The sequence below is a fragment of the Oceanobacillus sp. FSL W7-1304 genome (genome assembly GCF_037969805.1).
In the GTDB taxonomy this organism is placed as follows: domain Bacteria; phylum Bacillota; class Bacilli; order Bacillales; family Amphibacillaceae; genus Oceanobacillus; species Oceanobacillus profundus.
On sequence record NZ_CP150211.1, the window covers coordinates 3753118 to 3771276 of the forward strand.

7 protein-coding genes, 20 tRNA genes and 3 rRNA genes are annotated in these 18159 nt (G+C 40.8%); 29 read left to right on the forward strand and 1 reads right to left on the reverse strand.

Features of this window, described 5'->3' with window-relative positions:
- The first annotated feature begins 253 nt into the window (after positions 1-253).
- The 27 genes from NYE61_RS18535 (at position 254) to NYE61_RS18665 (ending at position 14579) form a co-directional block, all read left to right on the forward strand.
- Positions 254-1555, forward strand: a complete 1302-nt coding sequence (locus tag NYE61_RS18535) for a S8 family peptidase (protein WP_303451320.1) — start codon at positions 254-256, stop codon at positions 1553-1555.
- Between the two features lie 197 nt (positions 1556-1752).
- Positions 1753-2583 carry a glycerophosphodiester phosphodiesterase family protein gene (locus NYE61_RS18540; protein ID WP_303451317.1) on the forward strand — a complete coding sequence of 277 codons (831 nt, stop codon included), beginning with the start codon at positions 1753-1755 and terminating at the stop codon, positions 2581-2583.
- 637 nt (positions 2584-3220) lie between these two features.
- Positions 3221-5770, forward strand: coding sequence for an EAL domain-containing protein (locus NYE61_RS18545; RefSeq protein ID WP_303451314.1), 2550 nt, complete (start codon positions 3221-3223; stop codon positions 5768-5770).
- A 297-nt stretch (positions 5771-6067) separates the two neighbouring features.
- A complete protein-coding gene (locus NYE61_RS18550; RefSeq protein WP_095313905.1) occupies positions 6068-6742 on the forward strand; it encodes a serine/threonine protein kinase in 675 nt (224 codons plus the stop codon).
- Between the two features lie 773 nt (positions 6743-7515).
- Positions 7516-9077, forward strand: a 16S ribosomal RNA gene (locus NYE61_RS18555).
- A gap of 180 nt (positions 9078-9257) precedes the next feature.
- Positions 9258-12176, forward strand: a 23S ribosomal RNA gene (locus tag NYE61_RS18560).
- Between the two features lie 65 nt (positions 12177-12241).
- Positions 12242-12357: ribosomal RNA gene (gene rrf / locus NYE61_RS18565) — 5S ribosomal RNA — on the forward strand.
- Together the 16S, 23S and 5S rRNA genes with 20 tRNA genes alongside form the textbook arrangement of a ribosomal RNA operon.
- Positions 12358-12486: 129 nt before the next feature.
- A tRNA-Glu gene (locus tag NYE61_RS18570) sits at positions 12487-12561 on the forward strand.
- A 4-nt stretch (positions 12562-12565) separates the two neighbouring features.
- Positions 12566-12641 (forward strand) — tRNA-Val (locus NYE61_RS18575).
- Positions 12642-12671: 30 nt separating this feature from the next.
- Positions 12672-12748: transfer RNA gene (locus NYE61_RS18580), tRNA-Met, on the forward strand.
- Between the two features lie 90 nt (positions 12749-12838).
- Positions 12839-12915 (forward strand) — tRNA-Asp (locus NYE61_RS18585).
- Positions 12916-12918: 3 nt separating this feature from the next.
- A tRNA-Thr gene (locus NYE61_RS18590) sits at positions 12919-12994 on the forward strand.
- A gap of 13 nt (positions 12995-13007) precedes the next feature.
- Positions 13008-13080, forward strand: a tRNA-Lys gene (locus NYE61_RS18595).
- 8 nt (positions 13081-13088) lie between these two features.
- Positions 13089-13170: transfer RNA gene (locus tag NYE61_RS18600), tRNA-Leu, on the forward strand.
- 81 nt (positions 13171-13251) lie between these two features.
- A tRNA-Arg gene (locus tag NYE61_RS18605) sits at positions 13252-13325 on the forward strand.
- 90 nt (positions 13326-13415) lie between these two features.
- Positions 13416-13488, forward strand: a tRNA-Ala gene (locus tag NYE61_RS18610).
- 10 nt (positions 13489-13498) lie between these two features.
- Positions 13499-13575, forward strand: a tRNA-Met gene (locus NYE61_RS18615).
- A gap of 25 nt (positions 13576-13600) precedes the next feature.
- A tRNA-His gene (locus NYE61_RS18620) sits at positions 13601-13676 on the forward strand.
- A 22-nt stretch (positions 13677-13698) separates the two neighbouring features.
- A tRNA-Ile gene (locus NYE61_RS18625) sits at positions 13699-13772 on the forward strand.
- A gap of 20 nt (positions 13773-13792) precedes the next feature.
- Positions 13793-13885: transfer RNA gene (locus NYE61_RS18630), tRNA-Ser, on the forward strand.
- A gap of 25 nt (positions 13886-13910) precedes the next feature.
- Positions 13911-13986 (forward strand) — tRNA-Phe (locus NYE61_RS18635).
- A gap of 9 nt (positions 13987-13995) precedes the next feature.
- Positions 13996-14081, forward strand: a tRNA-Tyr gene (locus tag NYE61_RS18640).
- A gap of 16 nt (positions 14082-14097) precedes the next feature.
- Positions 14098-14171: transfer RNA gene (locus NYE61_RS18645), tRNA-Gly, on the forward strand.
- A gap of 15 nt (positions 14172-14186) precedes the next feature.
- Positions 14187-14260: transfer RNA gene (locus tag NYE61_RS18650), tRNA-Ile, on the forward strand.
- A 66-nt stretch (positions 14261-14326) separates the two neighbouring features.
- Positions 14327-14400 (forward strand) — tRNA-Arg (locus NYE61_RS18655).
- A 10-nt stretch (positions 14401-14410) separates the two neighbouring features.
- A tRNA-Asn gene (locus tag NYE61_RS18660) sits at positions 14411-14485 on the forward strand.
- 3 nt (positions 14486-14488) lie between these two features.
- A tRNA-Ser gene (locus tag NYE61_RS18665) sits at positions 14489-14579 on the forward strand.
- 211 nt (positions 14580-14790) lie between these two features.
- On the opposite strand, the gene NYE61_RS18670 is transcribed toward NYE61_RS18665, so the two are convergent.
- Complete coding sequence (locus NYE61_RS18670; protein ID WP_205126996.1) at positions 14791-15093, reverse strand: PepSY domain-containing protein; 303 nt, start codon at positions 15091-15093, stop codon at positions 14791-14793.
- A gap of 199 nt (positions 15094-15292) precedes the next feature.
- Here NYE61_RS18670 and NYE61_RS18675 point away from each other — a divergent pair, with 199 nt between their 5' ends.
- Both NYE61_RS18675 and NYE61_RS18680 read left to right on the forward strand, forming a co-directional pair.
- Positions 15293-16021, forward strand: coding sequence for an HAD family hydrolase (locus NYE61_RS18675; RefSeq protein ID WP_303447461.1), 729 nt, complete (start codon positions 15293-15295; stop codon positions 16019-16021).
- 155 nt (positions 16022-16176) lie between these two features.
- Positions 16177-18090: a BglG family transcription antiterminator gene (locus tag NYE61_RS18680; protein ID WP_095313359.1), complete on the forward strand. Its 1914-nt coding sequence runs from the start codon at positions 16177-16179 to the stop codon at positions 18088-18090.
- Positions 18091-18159: the final 69 nt, after the last annotated feature.

The window sequence follows — 18159 nt, forward strand, 5'->3', positions numbered from 1 at the left end:
ATTTTTTTAGATTTCCGCTGATAGAGGTTTTGGTTTTATTTGTTCATTATAGAAGAGTACTAGTTTAAAGAAGCAGGGAAATAAACTGCTGATATTTGCTTGTATCTCCCTTCATATTATTCAAACTACCAACAAAATTACTAGATTTTTATCTTAATTTTCCAAAAATAGTAAACTTGTCTGATTGTTTTAGTTGTTTTTCGCTGATAATCTATTAATGAGGTAAAAAAACATTTTTACGAGGAGGAGTAAGATGAGCGATCGGAAAAAAGTGTGGTTCGAAGATGCCGAACGTAAACTTGACCCTGGCTTAGTGGAACAATTACGAAATTCTCGAAAAGTACCCAAACAGGAAACTGACAACAAGGAAATCCCCATTATCGTTTATTTGAAAAAGAATTGTGATCAAGGGAAAAAAGACGACCTCTTGAAAGTATGCAATGCTGACTCCCATAACAAACTAGGTAGAGAACTCCGAAGTATAAATGCGATGCAAGGACATTTAACACCAGATAGGATAAAAGAAATTAAAGATCATGAAGCAGTAGATCGGATTTTTTATGATCGGATTGTAACTTCCTTTATGGATATTGCCTGTGAGCAAACAGGAGCTGTGAAAGTTAGAGAGCAGCTTGGGTTAACTGGGAAGGGCGTTACGATTGCTGTAATTGATACTGGTATCCATCCACATGAAGACTTGACCAATCCAGAAAATCGAATAATAGCTTTTCAAGATTTAATAAACGGTGAAAGTGAAGCCTATGATGATAATGGACATGGCACCCATTGTGCTGGTGACGCTGCTGGAAATGGAAGCCTGTCCAATGGAAAATACGTGGGGACAGCCCCAGAAGCCTCACTCATTGGAATAAAGGTTTTAGATGAACAAGGGAGTGGGAGATTATCCACCATTATTGAAGGCTTGGAATGGTGCATCGATCATAAAGAGGAGCATAATATCCGTATAATCTCACTCTCACTTGGAGCTCCTGCTTATGAATCGTTCAGGGATGATCCATTAGCATTAGCTGCTCAATCTGCGTGGCATGAAGGAATTGTTGTATGTGCTGCTGCTGGAAACAGTGGGCCTTCTGCAGCAACTATCAGCACTCCTGCAATCGACCCATTTATTATTACAGTTGGATCAACGGATGATCAGAACACATTAGAGCGCGCAGATGATGTGATAGCAGATTATTCTAGTAGAGGCCCTACAATTGATACGTTCGTTAAACCAGACATTTATGCACCAGGTACAAATATTATTTCCTTATTAGCTCCAGGATCGGCACTTGAATCTGAACTGCCAGAGATGGTTATTGACGAAAACTATATTCAATTGTCTGGTACATCGATGGCAACTCCGATTTGTGCGGGTATCATTGCCCTAATGCTAGAGGCTAATCCGAGTCTCAGTCCAAATGATATAAAGAGCATTCTAAAAGCAACTTCTCACCCAACACTAGATGATGTATGGGGATATATTGAAGCGGAGAGTGCTGCCCGTATGGCACAGAATTATTTAGCTCCGGCTGAAGCCATTCCGGAAAGTTAAATAAGAAACGAAAAGGGAGGACAAATCGTTCTCTCTTTTTTATGCCTCTTTTTGCTGTAAGGGATTTCATGAAGGTCTTTAGAAGCATTACAAATATCTTGCATTTCCATACATTTCTTTATCATGCAATTTACAGTCATTTAATAGATTTTCTCTATAATTAAAGACAAATACGGGTAAAGGGAGAGATTCAGCTCATGATACGAAAATTTACGGTTTTAGCATTGTCGGCAATATTCTTTATGTTTATTTTTGCAGTTCCTGTATTCGCATCGAATGGAAAAAGCGAAATGGTTAATGTTGCACATCGCGGTGCTTCAGGACATGCACCAGAAAATACAATGGCTGCATTTGAAAAGGCATTCGAAATGAAAGCTGATTTTATAGAAATTGATGTTCAAATGACACGAGATGGAAGGTTAGTAGCTATTCATGATACAACCGTAAATCGTACAACCAATGGTAATGGATTTGTTGGAGATTATACTCTAGAAGAAATTCAGCAATTGGATGCAGGCAGCTGGTTCGGAGAGGAATTTGCAGGTGAACGGGTTCCTACTTTTGAGGAAATAATAGATGAATATCGCGGAAAGATAGGAATATTAATAGAATTAAAATCTCCTGAATTATATCCAGGCATGGAAGAAAAAGTTGCTGAGGCTCTGATCGAGCGTAATATGCACAAGCCTAGTAACGGTAAAATTATTATTCAGTCATTCAATCATGAATCGGTACAGCTATCAAAGCAACTTCTGCCAAATATCCCACATGGGGTTCTTGCTGGATTAACATGGGCGGATGTTACGGATGAACAGCTAGCACAATTTGCAACATATGCTGATTTTTTCAATCCAAATATGAATATTGTCACAGAAGATCTGGTTGACCGTGTTCATCTCGCTGGGATGGAAATTTACGCTTACACTGTACGAACTCAGGAGCAAGCAGATAACTTATTTGAACTTGAGGTTGATGGTATCATTACGGACTTTCCTGAGTATGTTTACCGGCATCGGGTGAAGAATTGAGGAATCTGAAGTGGTTAGCAATCTTGTAATGGAATATTCGAATAGATGCGTAGAATTCATCTGTGTTTAATAAAGTGGACATTAGGCTTTTAATGTTAAGAGTTAAATATATTATCATATGAAAATAAATTACTGACCGTTTACCAATAGAGACCAGATTAAAGATTTGGTAATAATTTATAAGCACACTCACTTGGCGAGTGTGCTGTTTTGTGTGGTGGTGTAGTGCTTAATGTGTAAGGTATAATTTGAAAAAACAGCAAGAATACATTCATTATATAGGATGTACCAAAAGCCTCGGGAGTATGGATGGGGCATAACCGACTGCCGTTACAATGGCTTGAGGCGTAGGTATTGCTACTTGAGGTCATGAATCAAGAACTGACCTCATAATCATATCTTCTAATGGACAATCAGTAAGTATATTTACCTAGTGTTAATTTTGATCAAATAGAGCATAAGATCTATGAAATAATGTTATAATTCTATATATTAATATTATTAATGATATAGCTGTCATTAATTATCGTACATCATTTCTGTCGTGTGAAAGACAGAAATAAATGTACTTCATAGAATAAGGAGTATAACAATGTAAGGAAAAATATTATCATTCTAAAAATAAAGGGGTAAGAAAATGGACAATAATTTAAAGGAAGATCGATCGAATCATGATGAAGTGGTAGATACAGATTTATTTTTTCGTTCTTTGTTTACGTATAATCCTGATATCGTTTTTTTTGCAGATAAAGAGGGGGTTATTGCATCAGTAAATGAAGGGTTTACGGATGCCCTAGGTTATTCAAAAGAGGAAATTGCATTATACCCGTTGGAAGAAATTCTCTTAAAAAGTGAAGTCCCTAAGTTTAGAGCGTTATTTAATAGTACCCTTTCTGGAAGAATTGAACATGATAATACTGTTATCGTTCAGAAAAATGGTGCTCCACTTCAAGTGGAAATACATATTATTCCTGCCATATCAGAAGGAAAGACGATTGGTATTTTTGGGATATTTAAGGATCGGACAGAATTGAATACAGCGAAGTATGAGCTGACTGAATCGGAATTGAAGTTTAGAAGTCTCGTTGAAGAATCTAGCTTCGGAGTTTTTATTATACAAAATAAAAAATTATTTTACGGGAATCCGAGGCTATCCGAAATTGTTGGTATACACTCATCAAATGTTAGCTCGGATTTCGATATTTACCACTATATACATCGAGCAGATCAAGCTATATTTCTATCTATAATTAATAATCTAATGGATGGGGAAGAAAGTATTGAGCAATCCATCAGAATGATTAAAGTAGACGGGAGTAGGATAGATGTAGAGTTCCGTGTGAAAAAGGTTTTATATCACAATTATTCAACAATCATTGGGACAATTATTGATATTACGGAACGTAAAAAGGCTGAGGAGTTGAATAACTTCTTGGTCTATCATGATGCATTAACAAAGCTTCCAAACCGTAGATTTCTGAATGAGAAAATAGAACAGGAAATAGTTATTAGTAATACACTAGAAAAACGATTTGCACTAATGATTTTAAACTTAGATCGTTTCAAGTATGTGAATGATACGTTGGGTCATTTGACCGGTGATAAGCTACTTAAAGCATTTTCCGATAGATTAAAAGAGAAGCTTGAGGATGAAGCGGTTCTTACAAGGGTAGATGGAGATGAATTTGTTATTTTATTACCCAATATCGTAAATTCAGAGCAGGTTATAGCATATGCGAAAAAGTTGATAGAATCAATCGATCAGCCATTTCATATCGACAATTATGAACTTTTTGTTTCTACGAGTATTGGGATTAGCTTTTATCCAAATGATGGAAAGGATTATGAAACAATTGTCAAGCATGCTAATTCTGCTTTGTACAAGGCTAAAAGCAAAGGAAATAATACATATCAAATTTATACTTCCTCATTGGATGCAGAAACATATAAAACCTTTACACTTGAGTCAGATCTTAGAAAGGCATTGAAGTTGAAACAGCTAGAAATGTATTATCAGCCTAAAATATGTACAAATTCGAATCAAATTATCGGTGCAGAAGCTTTAATTCGCTGGAATCATCCAGAATGGGGATTAGTTAATCCGAATGAATTTTTACCAATAGCAGAAGAAACCGGGCTAATTGTGGATATAGGCAAATGGATTAAAGAAACAGTATGTATCCAAAATAAAGCATGGCAGGATAATGGGTTGCCGGCTATCCCTATTTCTATCAATCTATCCGCACAGCGTTTTATGGAAAAAGAAATGCTTGTTAATATCTCAAATATTTTACAAAGGACGAAACTTGACCCTAAGTACTTGGAAGTTGAAATACTTGAATCGTCACTTCTGGATAATGAAACGATGATTCTCTCTATGTTGGATGATTTTAAGAAGATGGGCATTCGGGTTTCATTAGATGACTTTGGGACAGGCTACTCATCACTTTCTTACTTGCAGAAATTTAAAGGGCGAATCGATACATTAAAAATAGATCGTACATTTATTAATGGATTAAGTCGCAAGGATTCTGAATCAACCAATTTTATTACAAAAACAATTATTGATTTAGCTCAACATCTTAATATGAATGTTATTGCGGAAGGAGTGGAAACAAATGAACAGGTGGAACTATTAAAAGAAATGAATTGTAACGCAATACAAGGTTATATATTTTCAAAGCCTGTTTCAGCAGAAGCGTTTGCTGCACTTCTGCAAAAAAGTAAAATCAAAGTTGAAGCACCATCCAAAGAAGAAAAAGTAACTGATAATAGAAGAAATTATTTCAGGATTGACCTTGATATTCCATTAAAAGGATCGATGACACTTACACGTATTCTTGGAAGAAATGTTGAACTTGGAAAAGCAGAGGTACTAATTGAAGATATTGGATTAGGTGGTCTGCGGTTTTTATCCGATATAAGGCTAACTGTCCATCAAGACATTATTTTAGAATTTGAAGCAGAGATATTGGGAAACATAGTTAATCTGCAAGGTACAGTTGTCTGGATGAAGGAAATAAGATATGGGATATATCAGTATGGAATTGAATTTATATTCGATGATAATGTTCAGTCTGATTTAACGCAAATACTTAATAGATTAGCTATTGTATTAAGAAAAAATCCATCTCCTCCTGATTCTAGTTTTGTGACAGTAAATAAATATAGTTTTTTTAGGAAGTGAAAATAGTAAAATTCAACATAGACTTTGAATATGGAATCTTTGGTTACTCTTTCAATTGTGCTTCATCTGAAGCTGTTTAGAAAAACGAAACCTAAAAAGAACCTGCGAGATCGTTTCATTAAAATTAAAAAACCGCATGAAATCAATTAAAACTTGATTTCATGCGGTTTTATTTTTGCATTTTTACTCCAAAACGGTTAATTTTGTTTTATCTCGGTAAGAATGTCTAGGATTAAGATTTCTTTCTTGCTTCTTAATAAAGTAATTTTCTACCTATGTAATGAAAGGAGAAGTCAAATGGAAAACGACTGGGATATAGCGAAGGATTCTCTTTCCAAAATCACTGTTTCATCAAATCCTAATAATGAGCCTGTCACGATAAGTGGGGGCGCTAAAGATTTGAAGTGTATTGGTGTAGGTACAGATGCGGCAGTTTTTCAATCGATTCATGCTCCAGCTTATGTGTTTAAAAAATATGCAAAGGACAAAATTGATAAAGTTAAAGTAGAAGCAGGTGTTTATCAGATAATAGATGACTCTTCTTTCTTTTCAACATGTTTTGCTGCGTATGATGAATACCTCGTTTTAAGCTACGAGGAAGGGATGACTCTCTTTGACTGCGTTTTACAAGGGATTCACATTCCAGAGCAAGTTATAAATGATGTGGAGGATGCCCGGGAATATGTTCGTAATAAGGGCCTTAACCCACGTGATATCCATTTAAAAAATATATTACTTCAAAACGGAAGAGCAAAAATACTCGATGTTTCTGAATACATTCAGCCAGGTAATGATTTCAGATGGGAGCATCTAAAGAAAGGCTATGAACAATACTATCACTTAATTGATGGACATTCTGTACCTTACTGGTTAGTTAACACGGTACGAAAATGGTATAATCACCGAGATAAATATTTCTCTTCATATGAAGAGTTTATAAAATCCATTTTAAATTTCCTGTATAAAAAATAGGACACAAGGTTGATATTACGAAAGGAGTTCAAGAGAAAGGATAAGGAGCGCCTAAATATATCAAACGATTGTAAAAAACAATTGAGATCAAGTTAATTGAATGTAAAAGGGGAGGGGACAGGTTTCTCATCCAAACAAATTTCATCATCCTCTTATTTTGCAAGTAGATGTTATATATAGGAGAATTACTATCATGTTAATAATAGTAGAGAATTACCATTAAACTTTGGTGTTTCTTCACTTTTCGGTTAAAGGTAAAAATAGCAGCTTGTTTTGATTACATTTTATTGCAAAAAAACTTGTAGTCATTTAGAAGAACAGATGATATCAATTTAATCGGATATCATTAGATCTTTCATATCTTCACTATAGAAGTGACTAGGGACAGAAGTTGACCCAGCATCCCACCAAAGAATATTAAATCTCGATAATAAATAGTATTGCAATAGCTGTCTATCTATGTTATATTAAATTTCCGCCACAAAACGGAGCTAAAAACAATAAAAAAAGTTGTTGACTTTTAGTTTAATAGTGTGGTAAATTATTTCTTGTCGCTAAAAAAGTTCAATGCGAACAAGAAAATAATTCAAAAAAGTTATTGACATTATATTTTAATCTGTGATAGATTAATAAAGTCGCTTTAAAGAAGGCGGCAAACAAATTTGCTCTTTGAAAACTGAACAAAACAACCAGTATGTCAAGAAAAAGGAAACTCGTTTTTCTTTTTAAAACAAGTAGAAGTCAGCTTCTACAAAAGCTAAGTATTACAAACTTTTATGGAGAGTTTGATCTTGGCTCAGGACGAACGCTGGCGGCGTGCCTAATACATGCAAGTCGAGCGCAGGAAATAAACAGAACCCTTCGGGGTAATGTTTATGGAATGAGCGGCGGACGGGTGAGTAACACGTGGGCAACCTGCCTGTAAGATCGGGATAACTCGCGGAAACGTGAGCTAATACCGGATAACACTTTTCATCTCATGGTGAGAAGATAAAAGACGGTTTCGGCTGTCACTTACAGATGGGCCCGCGGCGCATTAGCTAGTTGGTGAGGTAACGGCTCACCAAGGCGACGATGCGTAGCCGACCTGAGAGGGTGATCGGCCACACTGGGACTGAGACACGGCCCAGACTCCTACGGGAGGCAGCAGTAGGGAATCTTCCGCAATGGACGAAAGTCTGACGGAGCAACGCCGCGTGAGTGATGAAGGTTTTCGGATCGTAAAACTCTGTTGTTAGGGAAGAACAAGTTGGGTAGTAACTGACCCAACCTTGACGGTACCTAACCAGAAAGCCACGGCTAACTACGTGCCAGCAGCCGCGGTAATACGTAGGTGGCAAGCGTTGTCCGGAATTATTGGGCGTAAAGCGCTCGCAGGCGGTCTTTTAAGTCTGATGTGAAAGCCCACGGCTTAACCGTGGAGGGTCATTGGAAACTGGAGGACTTGAGTACAGAAGAGGAGAGTGGAATTCCACGTGTAGCGGTGAAATGCGTAGAGATGTGGAGGAACACCAGTGGCGAAGGCGACTCTCTGGTCTGTAACTGACGCTGAGGAGCGAAAGCGTGGGTAGCGAACAGGATTAGATACCCTGGTAGTCCACGCCGTAAACGATGAGTGCTAGGTGTTAGGGGGTTTCCGCCCCTTAGTGCTGAAGTTAACGCATTAAGCACTCCGCCTGGGGAGTACGGCCGCAAGGCTGAAACTCAAAAGAATTGACGGGGGCCCGCACAAGCGGTGGAGCATGTGGTTTAATTCGAAGCAACGCGAAGAACCTTACCAGGTCTTGACATCCTCTGATACCTCTAGAGATAGAGTTTTCCCTTCGGGGACAGAGTGACAGGTGGTGCATGGTTGTCGTCAGCTCGTGTCGTGAGATGTTGGGTTAAGTCCCGCAACGAGCGCAACCCTTGATCTTAGTTGCCAGCATTCAGTTGGGCACTCTAAGGTGACTGCCGGTGACAAACCGGAGGAAGGTGGGGATGACGTCAAATCATCATGCCCCTTATGACCTGGGCTACACACGTGCTACAATGGATGGAACAAAGGGAAGCGAACCCGTGAGGTCAAGCCAATCCCATAAAACCATTCTCAGTTCGGATTGTAGGCTGCAACTCGCCTACATGAAGCCGGAATCGCTAGTAATCGCGGATCAGCATGCCGCGGTGAATACGTTCCCGGGCCTTGTACACACCGCCCGTCACACCACGAGAGTTGGTAACACCCGAAGTCGGTGAGGTAACCTTTTGGAGCCAGCCGCCGAAGGTGGGACTAATGATTGGGGTGAAGTCGTAACAAGGTAGCCGTATCGGAAGGTGCGGCTGGATCACCTCCTTTCTAAGGATTATTACGGAACCCTACCTTCGGGTAGGAAGGGCATACTGTGTTGTTTGGTTCAGTTTTGAGAGAGTAAATCTCTCTATTTGTACCTTGAAAACTAAATAAGAGTAACAACGACATCAATATTTTTAAATAAAAGCAAGGCTAATAAATTAGTACGCTTATTTACTGTAACTTAGTTAAGTGAATAAGGGCGCACGGTGGATGCCTTGGCACTAGAAGCCGATGAAGGACGGGACTAACACCGATATGCCTCGGGGAGTTGTAAGTAAACTTTGATCCGGGGATTTCCGAATGGGGGAACCCACTGTTCGTAATGGAACAGTACATGCATCTGAATACATAGGGTGCATGAGGTAGACCCGGGGAACTGAAACATCTCAGTACCCGGAGGAAGAGAAAGAAAAATCGATTTCCTGAGTAGCGGCGAGCGAAACGGAAAGAGCCCAAACCAGAAAGCTTGCTTTCTGGGGTTGTAGGACACTCCACTCGGAGTTACCAAGGAATTCTTTAAATGAATCGACCTGGAAAGGTCAGCCACAGAAGGTAACAGCCCTGTAGTTGAAAAAGAATTCCCTCCGGAGTGTATCCTGAGTACGGCGGAACACGTGGAATTCCGTCGGAATCCGGGAGGACCATCTCCCAAGGCTAAATACTCTCTAGTGACCGATAGTGAACCAGTACCGTGAGGGAAAGGTGAAAAGCACCCCGGAAGGGGAGTGAAATAGAACCTGAAACCGTGTGCCTACAAGTAGTCGAAGCCCGTTAATGGGTAACGGCGTACCTTTTGTAGAATGGACCGGCGAGTTACGATCGTATGCAAGGTTAAGTGGAAGACACGGAGCCGCAGCGAAAGCGAGTCTGAATAGGGCGAATGAGTATGCGGTCGTAGACCCGAAACCGTGTGATCTACCCATGTCCAGGGTGAAGGTCAGGTAACACTGACTGGAGGCCCGAACCCACGTATGTTGAAAAATGCGGGGATGAGGTGTGGGTAGGGGTGAAATGCCAATCGAACACGGAGATAGCTGGTTCTCTCCGAAATAGCTTTAGGGCTAGCCTCAAGAAATAGAGTACTGGAGGTAGAGCACTGATTGGACTAGGGGCCCTCACCGGGTTACCGAATTCAGTCAAACTCCGAATGCCAGTTACTTTTACTTGGGAGTCAGACTATGGGTGATAAGGTTCATAGTCGAAAGGGAAACAGCCCAGACCGCCAGCTAAGGTCCCAAAGTATACGTTAAGTGGAAAAGGATGTGGAGTTGCCCAGACAACCAGGATGTTGGCTTAGAAGCAGCCATCATTTAAAGAGTGCGTAATAGCTCACTGGTCGAGTGACTCTGCGCCGAAAATGTACCGGGGCTAAACGTATCACCGAAGCTGCGGATTGTTCTTACGAACAATGGTAGGAGAGCGTTCTAAGTGCTGTGAAGTCAGACCGTGAGGACTGGTGGAGCGCTTAGAAGTGAGAATGCCGGTATGAGTAGCGAAAAAAGAGTGAGAATCTCTTTCACCGAATGCCTAAGGTTTCCTGAGGAAGGCTCGTCCTCTCAGGGTTAGTCGGGACCTAAGCCGAGGCCGAAAGGCGTAGGCGATGGACAACAGGTAGATATTCCTGTACCACCTCATGATTGTTTGAGCGATGGGGGGACGCAGTAGGATAAGGAATGCGCACTGATGGATATGTGCGCCCAAGCAGTGAGAAAGTCAGATAGGCAAATCCGTCTGGCAATTTCAAGCTGTGATGGGGAGGGAAATTTAGTACCGAAGTTCCGGATTTCACACTGCCAAGAAAAGCCTCTAGTTAGATCATAGGTGCCCGTACCGCAAACCGACACAGGTAGGCGAGGAGAGAATCCTAAGGTGAGCGGGAGAACTCTCGTTAAGGAACTCGGCAAAATGACCCCGTAACTTCGGGAGAAGGGGTGCTTCATTTACATGGAGCCGCAGTGAATAGGCCCAAGCGACTGTTTAGCAAAAACACAGGTCTCTGCGAAGCCGAAAGGCGAAGTATAGGGGCTGACACCTGCCCGGTGCTGGAAGGTTAAGGGGAAATGTTAGCCGCAAGGCGAAGCTTTGAACCGAAGCCCCAGTAAACGGCGGCCGTAACTATAACGGTCCTAAGGTAGCGAAATTCCTTGTCGGGTAAGTTCCGACCCGCACGAAAGGTGCAACGACTTGGGCACTGTCTCAACGAGAGACCCGGTGAAATTATACTATGCGTGAAGATGCGCATTACCCGCGACAGGACGGAAAGACCCCGTGGAGCTTTACTGTAGCCTGATATTGAATGTCTGTGCAGCTTGTACAGGATAGGTGGGAGCCTTGGAAACCGGAGCGCTAGCTTCGGTGGAGGCATCCGTGGGATACCACCCTGGCTGTATGGACATTCTAACCCAGGACCGTGATCCGGTTCGGAGACAGTGTCAGGCGGGCAGTTTGACTGGGGCGGTCGCCTCCCAAAAGGTAACGGAGGCGCCCAAAGGTTCCCTCAGAATGGTTGGAAATCATTCGTAGAGTGTAAAGGCACAAGGGAGCTTGACTGCGAGACCTACAAGTCGAGCAGGGACGAAAGTCGGGCTTAGTGATCCGGTGGTTCCGCATGGAAGGGCCATCGCTCAACGGATAAAAGCTACCCCGGGGATAACAGGCTTATCTCCCCCAAGAGTTCACATCGACGGGGAGGTTTGGCACCTCGATGTCGGCTCATCGCATCCTGGGGCTGTAGTCGGTCCCAAGGGTTGGGCTGTTCGCCCATTAAAGCGGTACGCGAGCTGGGTTCAGAACGTCGTGAGACAGTTCGGTCCCTATCCGTCGTGGGCGTTGGAAGTTTGAGAGGAGCTGTCCTTAGTACGAGAGGACCGGGATGGACACACCGCTGGTGTACCAGTTGTTCCGCCAGGAGCATCGCTGGGTAGCTACGTGTGGAAAGGATAAGTGCTGAAAGCATCTAAGCATGAAGCCCCCCTCAAGATGAGACTTCCCATCACTTCGAGTGAGTAAGATCCCTCAGAGACGATGAGGTTGATAGGTTCGGTGTGGAAGCGTGGTGACACGTGGAGCTTACGGATACTAATCGATCGAGGACTTAACTAAATTCTTTATTTGATGTCTTGTTTTCTCTTATTTAGTTTTTAAGGTATAAACCTAAAAAAAATAGGTCTGGTAGCAATAGCGAAGAGGTCACACCTGTTCCCTTGCCGAACACAGAAGTTAAGTTCTTCAGCGCCGATGGTAGTTGGGGCTTTGCCCCTGCAAGAGTAGGACGCCGCCAGGCAAAAGATTATTTCACAGTACCTAAATGGTAGCACAACGACTATTTGTCGATTGATCGTGGATTCGAAGTTTAACTTTTGAAATCTACCTGTGAAATTATTTCTTTGTTTATACTTGGGAAAATTTACCTGGCCCGTTGGTCAAGCGGTTAAGACACCGCCCTTTCACGGCGGTAACACGGGTTCGAATCCCGTACGGGTCACCAATATGGAGGATTAGCTCAGCTGGGAGAGCACCTGCCTTACAAGCAGGGGGTCGCAGGTTCGAGCCCTGCATCCTCCACCATATTTAAACAATTAGATAGATTATTCCTATCGCGGGGTGGAGCAGTCTGGTAGCTCGTTGGGCTCATAACCCAAAGGTCGTAGGTTCAAATCCTGCCCCCGCAACCAAAAATATAAAATTAAATTAACTTGAAATAAGCTAAAGCTAGAAATACTGGATAAATGTATCCGTTAGTTTTAACATATATTATTATTATTGGTCCGGTAGTTCAGTTGGTTAGAATGCCTGCCTGTCACGCAGGAGGTCGCGGGTTCGAGTCCCGTCCGGACCGCCAGATGCCGGCCTAGCTCAATTGGTAGAGCAACTGACTTGTAATCAGTAGGTTGGGGGTTCAAGTCCTCTGGCCGGCACCATTTATTACAGTAGGAGCCATTAGCTCAGTTGGTAGAGCATTTGACTTTTAATCAAAGGGTCGAAGGTTCGAATCCTTCATGGCTCATCTCATATGCGGGTGTGGCGGAATTGGCAGACGCGCTAGACTTAGGATCTAGTGTCTTCGGACGTGGGGGTTCAAGTCCCTTCACCCGCATTTTATTACTTGTCAAGCGTATAAGTAATTCAGCGGTAGAGCGTTATCTTGCCGTTTCAATTTTCTTACTCAGCACTATAGGCGCCCGTAGCTCAATTGGATAGAGCGTTTGACTACGGATCAAGAGGTTAGGGGTTCGACTCCTCTCGGGCGCGTTATTCCGGGAACTTTAGCTTGGTAGAGCCCTTGGTTCAGGACCAAGGTATTGCAGTTTGAACCTTGTTTTCCCGATTATCTTTGTACATGGGGCCTTAGCTCAGCTGGGAGAGCGCCTGCCTTGCACGCAGGAGGTCAGCGGTTCGATCCCGCTAGGCTCCATTTGAATATTGGCGGCGTAGCTCAGCTGGCGAGAGCGTACGGTTCATACCCGTGAGGTCGTGGGTTCGATCCCCTCCGCCGCTACCATTCAAAATTAAATAATTGCATAATGGCGGTCGTGGCGAAGTGGTTAACGCACCGGATTGTGGCTCCGGCATACGTGGGTTCAATCCCCACCGGTCGCCCCATTATATTATGAAGAAAATATTAGGACCCTTAGCTCAGTTGGTTAGAGCTATCGGCTCATAACCGATCGGTCGCAGGTTCGAATCCTGCAGGGTCCATTATAAGTTCACCGTAATGTGGAGGTATACCCAAGTCTGGCTGAAGGGATCGGTCTTGAAAACCGACAGGCGGGTCAAACCGCGCGGGGGTTCGAATCCCTCTACCTCCTCCATACATAAATAGTTAATTAAATAATTGGCTCGGTAGCTCAGTCGGTAGAGCAACGGACTGAAAATCCGTGTGTCGGCGGTTCGATTCCGTCCCGAGCCACCATTATAATGTGGAGGGATAGCGAAGTTGGCCAAACGCGGCGGACTGTAAATCCGCTCCCATCGGGTTCGTAGGTTCGAGTCCTACTCCCTCCACCATATTATATATTACAATGCGGGTGTAGTTTAGTGGTAAAACCTCAGCCTTCCAAGCTGATGATGAGGGTTCGATTCCCTTCACCCGCTCCAATTACCCTTTTCTTTGGGCCTGTAGCTCAGCTGGTTAGAGCGCACGCCTGATAAGCGTGAGGTCGGTGGTTCGAGTCCACTCAGGCCCATTCCTATACATTCTTACATTGGATTAAATTCCATACAATTGTATGTTATTATATACTTTTACATTTGCGCCCTTAGCTCAGTAGGATAGAGCAACAGCCTTCTAAGCTGTGGGTCAGGGGTTCGAATCCTCTAGGGCGCGTATAAATTATTCCACAGTAGCTCAGTGGTAGAGCAATCGGCTGTTAACCGATCGGTCGTAGGTTCGAATCCTACCTGTGGAGCCATTTGGGGAAGTACTCAAGAGGCTGAAGAGGCGCCCCTGCTAAGGGTGTAGGTCGTGTAAGCGACGCGAGGGTTCAAATCCCTCCTTCTCCGCCAGTATTTGGTTCACCAAGTGATAAGGATTTTGGTTTGTTTTTTTATCATAGGTTTAAATTCTGTTATCCCCTTAACTATATAATGAAATATCACTCCACAATTATGTAGGTCCACTACTTTTAAATCTTTTCCAAACTGATTGAAGTAATTCATACACAATTACATATAAAATGAGGAAAAGAGCATGCCTCTATTCCTCATCCCTCACCGATTAATCTAACTCTATTTCAACTATTTCTCCAGTATTCATATTTATTGCTATTTCATATTTTACTCCTTGGGCAGTTATAACATCCACCTCATAAACCCTTACACCTTGTTTTGTGTCTAATTCTGCCTTTACAGCTTGACCAGGTACTTGTGCAAGTGCAATATCTATTGCTTCTTGAATAGTGATTTGACGTTGAAACTGTGGGGATTGGTTGTAATTTATTTGGTCATTCCATCCTTGATTTTGCCAGTGGTGTTGAGGCTGGTTATATAGATTTTGGTAATTCCAATTTCGATGCATCATGTATCATGCTCCTTCTTTGAATTCATTCAGTCACATTTTATGCATATGTCCCGAGTCTGTGTTGATGCCCGAATAAAATAGTGAAGAAGCCTATTTTAGTTTAACCGAACTATTGCGTTACATTTGATCAATAATGGAATATATCCAGCGCTTCTCCTGTCTTTTATAATATAGTATGATAGTAATGGAGGTCGATAGCATGGATACGATTATTTTTGATGTAGATGATACATTGTACGATCAAGCAGCATCATTTAAAAATACATGTAAGAATATGATTGATGTACCTTTTACAGATGAGGAATTAAATAATTTTTATATCATAAGTCGCAAATACAGCGATGCATTATTTGACGATCAAGTAGCAGGGAAACTAACCGTTCAGGAAATGCATATCCGCCGGATTAAGGATGCATGTACGGAGATTGGTATTGAAATGACGGAGCAACAAGCAATAGATTTTCAAGAAGCCTATGTAGCTGAACAGCGAAAGATAGCGTTATTTGATGAAGTTATGGAACTGATGGATATTCTCATAGCCAATAATAAGCATGTTGCTGTCTTAACAAATGGAGCAGAAGGGCATCAATCGATGAAAATTAAACAATTAAGGTTAGATAGGTGGATCTCTAAAGAAAATATGTTTATTTCAAGTGCCATTGGTCACGCGAAGCCATCCAAAGAAGCGTTCGAATTTCTTGAGCATAAACTTGGGTTGGACAAGAATAGAACGGTTTATATTGGGGACTCGTTTGCAAATGATATTGTTGGTGCAAAACAAGCGGGCTGGCATGCTGTGTGGATGAACCATCGAAAGCGAGATATGCCGGAGGGTACTGTTAAACCAGATAAGGTAGTGTATAGTGCGAGAGAGTTATTGGACTTATTTTCAGATGAGTTGTTATGTAATGATGCAATAGTTAACTAAATATTTCGCTCACATCTCTAATAGAGTTTGTGGGCTTTTTTATTTGAAAACATCTATTTCTTTAAAGATTATATTCATGTACCAAAACCTTTCTATCTGCTATAGTATAAATTATATTCAGATTATATTAAATAATTAGAAAAGGGGTAATCACGTTGGACAATCGATTGCAGAGTATTCTTCAATTGCTAATTTCCTCGGATGAGCCCATGAGTAGTTCGCAACTTTCGCTTAATCTGCAAGTGAGTTCAAAAACAGTTCGAAATGATATTAAAGAATTAAATCACTTTTTGCAGAAAATTGATATGCAGATAGTCGGTTTCCGAGGAAAAGGATACAAGCTGAAGGTTGAGGATGAAGAAAAACTAAATAAATTTTTAGATGAAAACATGAGAAAAGAAGGTGAAGCAATTCCTTCTCATCCTGGAGATCGTGTGAAATATTTAATTGAAAGTTTATTATTGAGTTCCGATTATATTAAGATAGAGGAACTTGAGCAAAAACTATTTATAAGTCGTTCAACTTTACAAGGAGACTTAAAAAACGTTCGTAAAATACTAGAAGTTTATAACTTAAAACTGATTAATCGCCCATATTATGGATTAAAAGTTATTGGTGACGAAACCAAAATCAGATATTGTAGTTCTCAATATATCTTTAATCAAAACCAAGAATTAATAGAGGAATCTCCTGCCTGGCATATAATTCTACCAGAGGAAGGTTTGAAAGTTATTAAGAATAGTATCTTAAAAAATATAAGACAACACAAAATTATCATTTCGGATATTAGTTTGCACAATTTAATAATGCATGTTGCTATAGCATGCAGACGAATAAGAGAAAATCATGCGATGGAAAACTTCCTTGAAGAATCGCAGGAAATAAGGTCTAAGAAAGAATTTATAGTTGCGAAGCAGATTTTAAAGCAAGTTGAAGAAATTGGGGTATGTTTTAATGAGAAGGAAATCATGTACTTAGCTATCCATCTTCTCGGGACACGAATGGAAAGTTCAGATGAAAAAGCAAAAGCTCTATCCGTTATAGACGAAGAAATCTTTGGATTATCAAAAGAAATAGTGAAACGGATTGATAAGAACTACAATTTTAATCTTTCTGAAGACCAAGATTTGCTTTTAGCATTAAGCCTCCATTTAAAACCAGTAATTAATCGTTATAAATATCAAATGAACCTTCGAAATCCATTGTTGGAAGATATAAAGACAAAGTATCCGCTATCATTTGAAGCTGCATTAGCAGCTAAGGATATTTTATATGAGAAATATGAGTTGATTATTGATGAGAATGAAATTGGTTATTTGGCTCTTCATATAGAAGCAGCTCAGGAGAGGCTTAAAAACAAGACGAGGAATGTGAGGAAATGTTTAATAGTGTGTGGATCAGGATTAGGAAGTGCACAGTTACTGTTATACAAACTAAAAGACAAATTTAGGGACGATCTTGAAGTTATTGGAACAACGGAATATTATAATTTAAATCAACAATCACTTAAAGAAGTCGACTTTATTGTTTCAACGATTCCAATCCAGGAAGCATTAGATGTCCCGGTAATTTATGTAAATACCATATTGAGTAGGAAGGATATTAACAAAATTGAAAGTGTATTATCAAAAGGTGCATCCATTATTAATAATTACCTTTTAGAGCGTTATACGTTTTTAAATGTGGATTTTGAGACACCAAAAGAAGTAATTCGGTATCTATGTGATAAATTATTAGAAGATTATAAGATAGATGAAGACTATGTTGATTCGGTTTTACAAAGGGAGCGGTATGCCCCTACAAGCTTTGGGAATTTGATCGCAATTCCACATCCACTCGAACCAAAAACAAAAAGTACATTTTGGTCGATTGCAACTTTAAATAAACCTATCTTATGGGGAGATAAGCAAGTTCAGATAGTCATTTTAATAAATATTAAAAAAGGCAATCAGGACTTATGTGAAATGTATCAAATCTTGGTTAGGTTACTGGATAATATGAAACTTCTTTTACAACTTTTGGAATGTACGTCCTTTGAACAGTTTAGGACTTTAATGGACACTGTTTAAAAACTAGGGGAACAAACGGTTCACTTTTTTTGCCTGAAATGAAACTTACTTTTTCCACTGTCAAAGGAA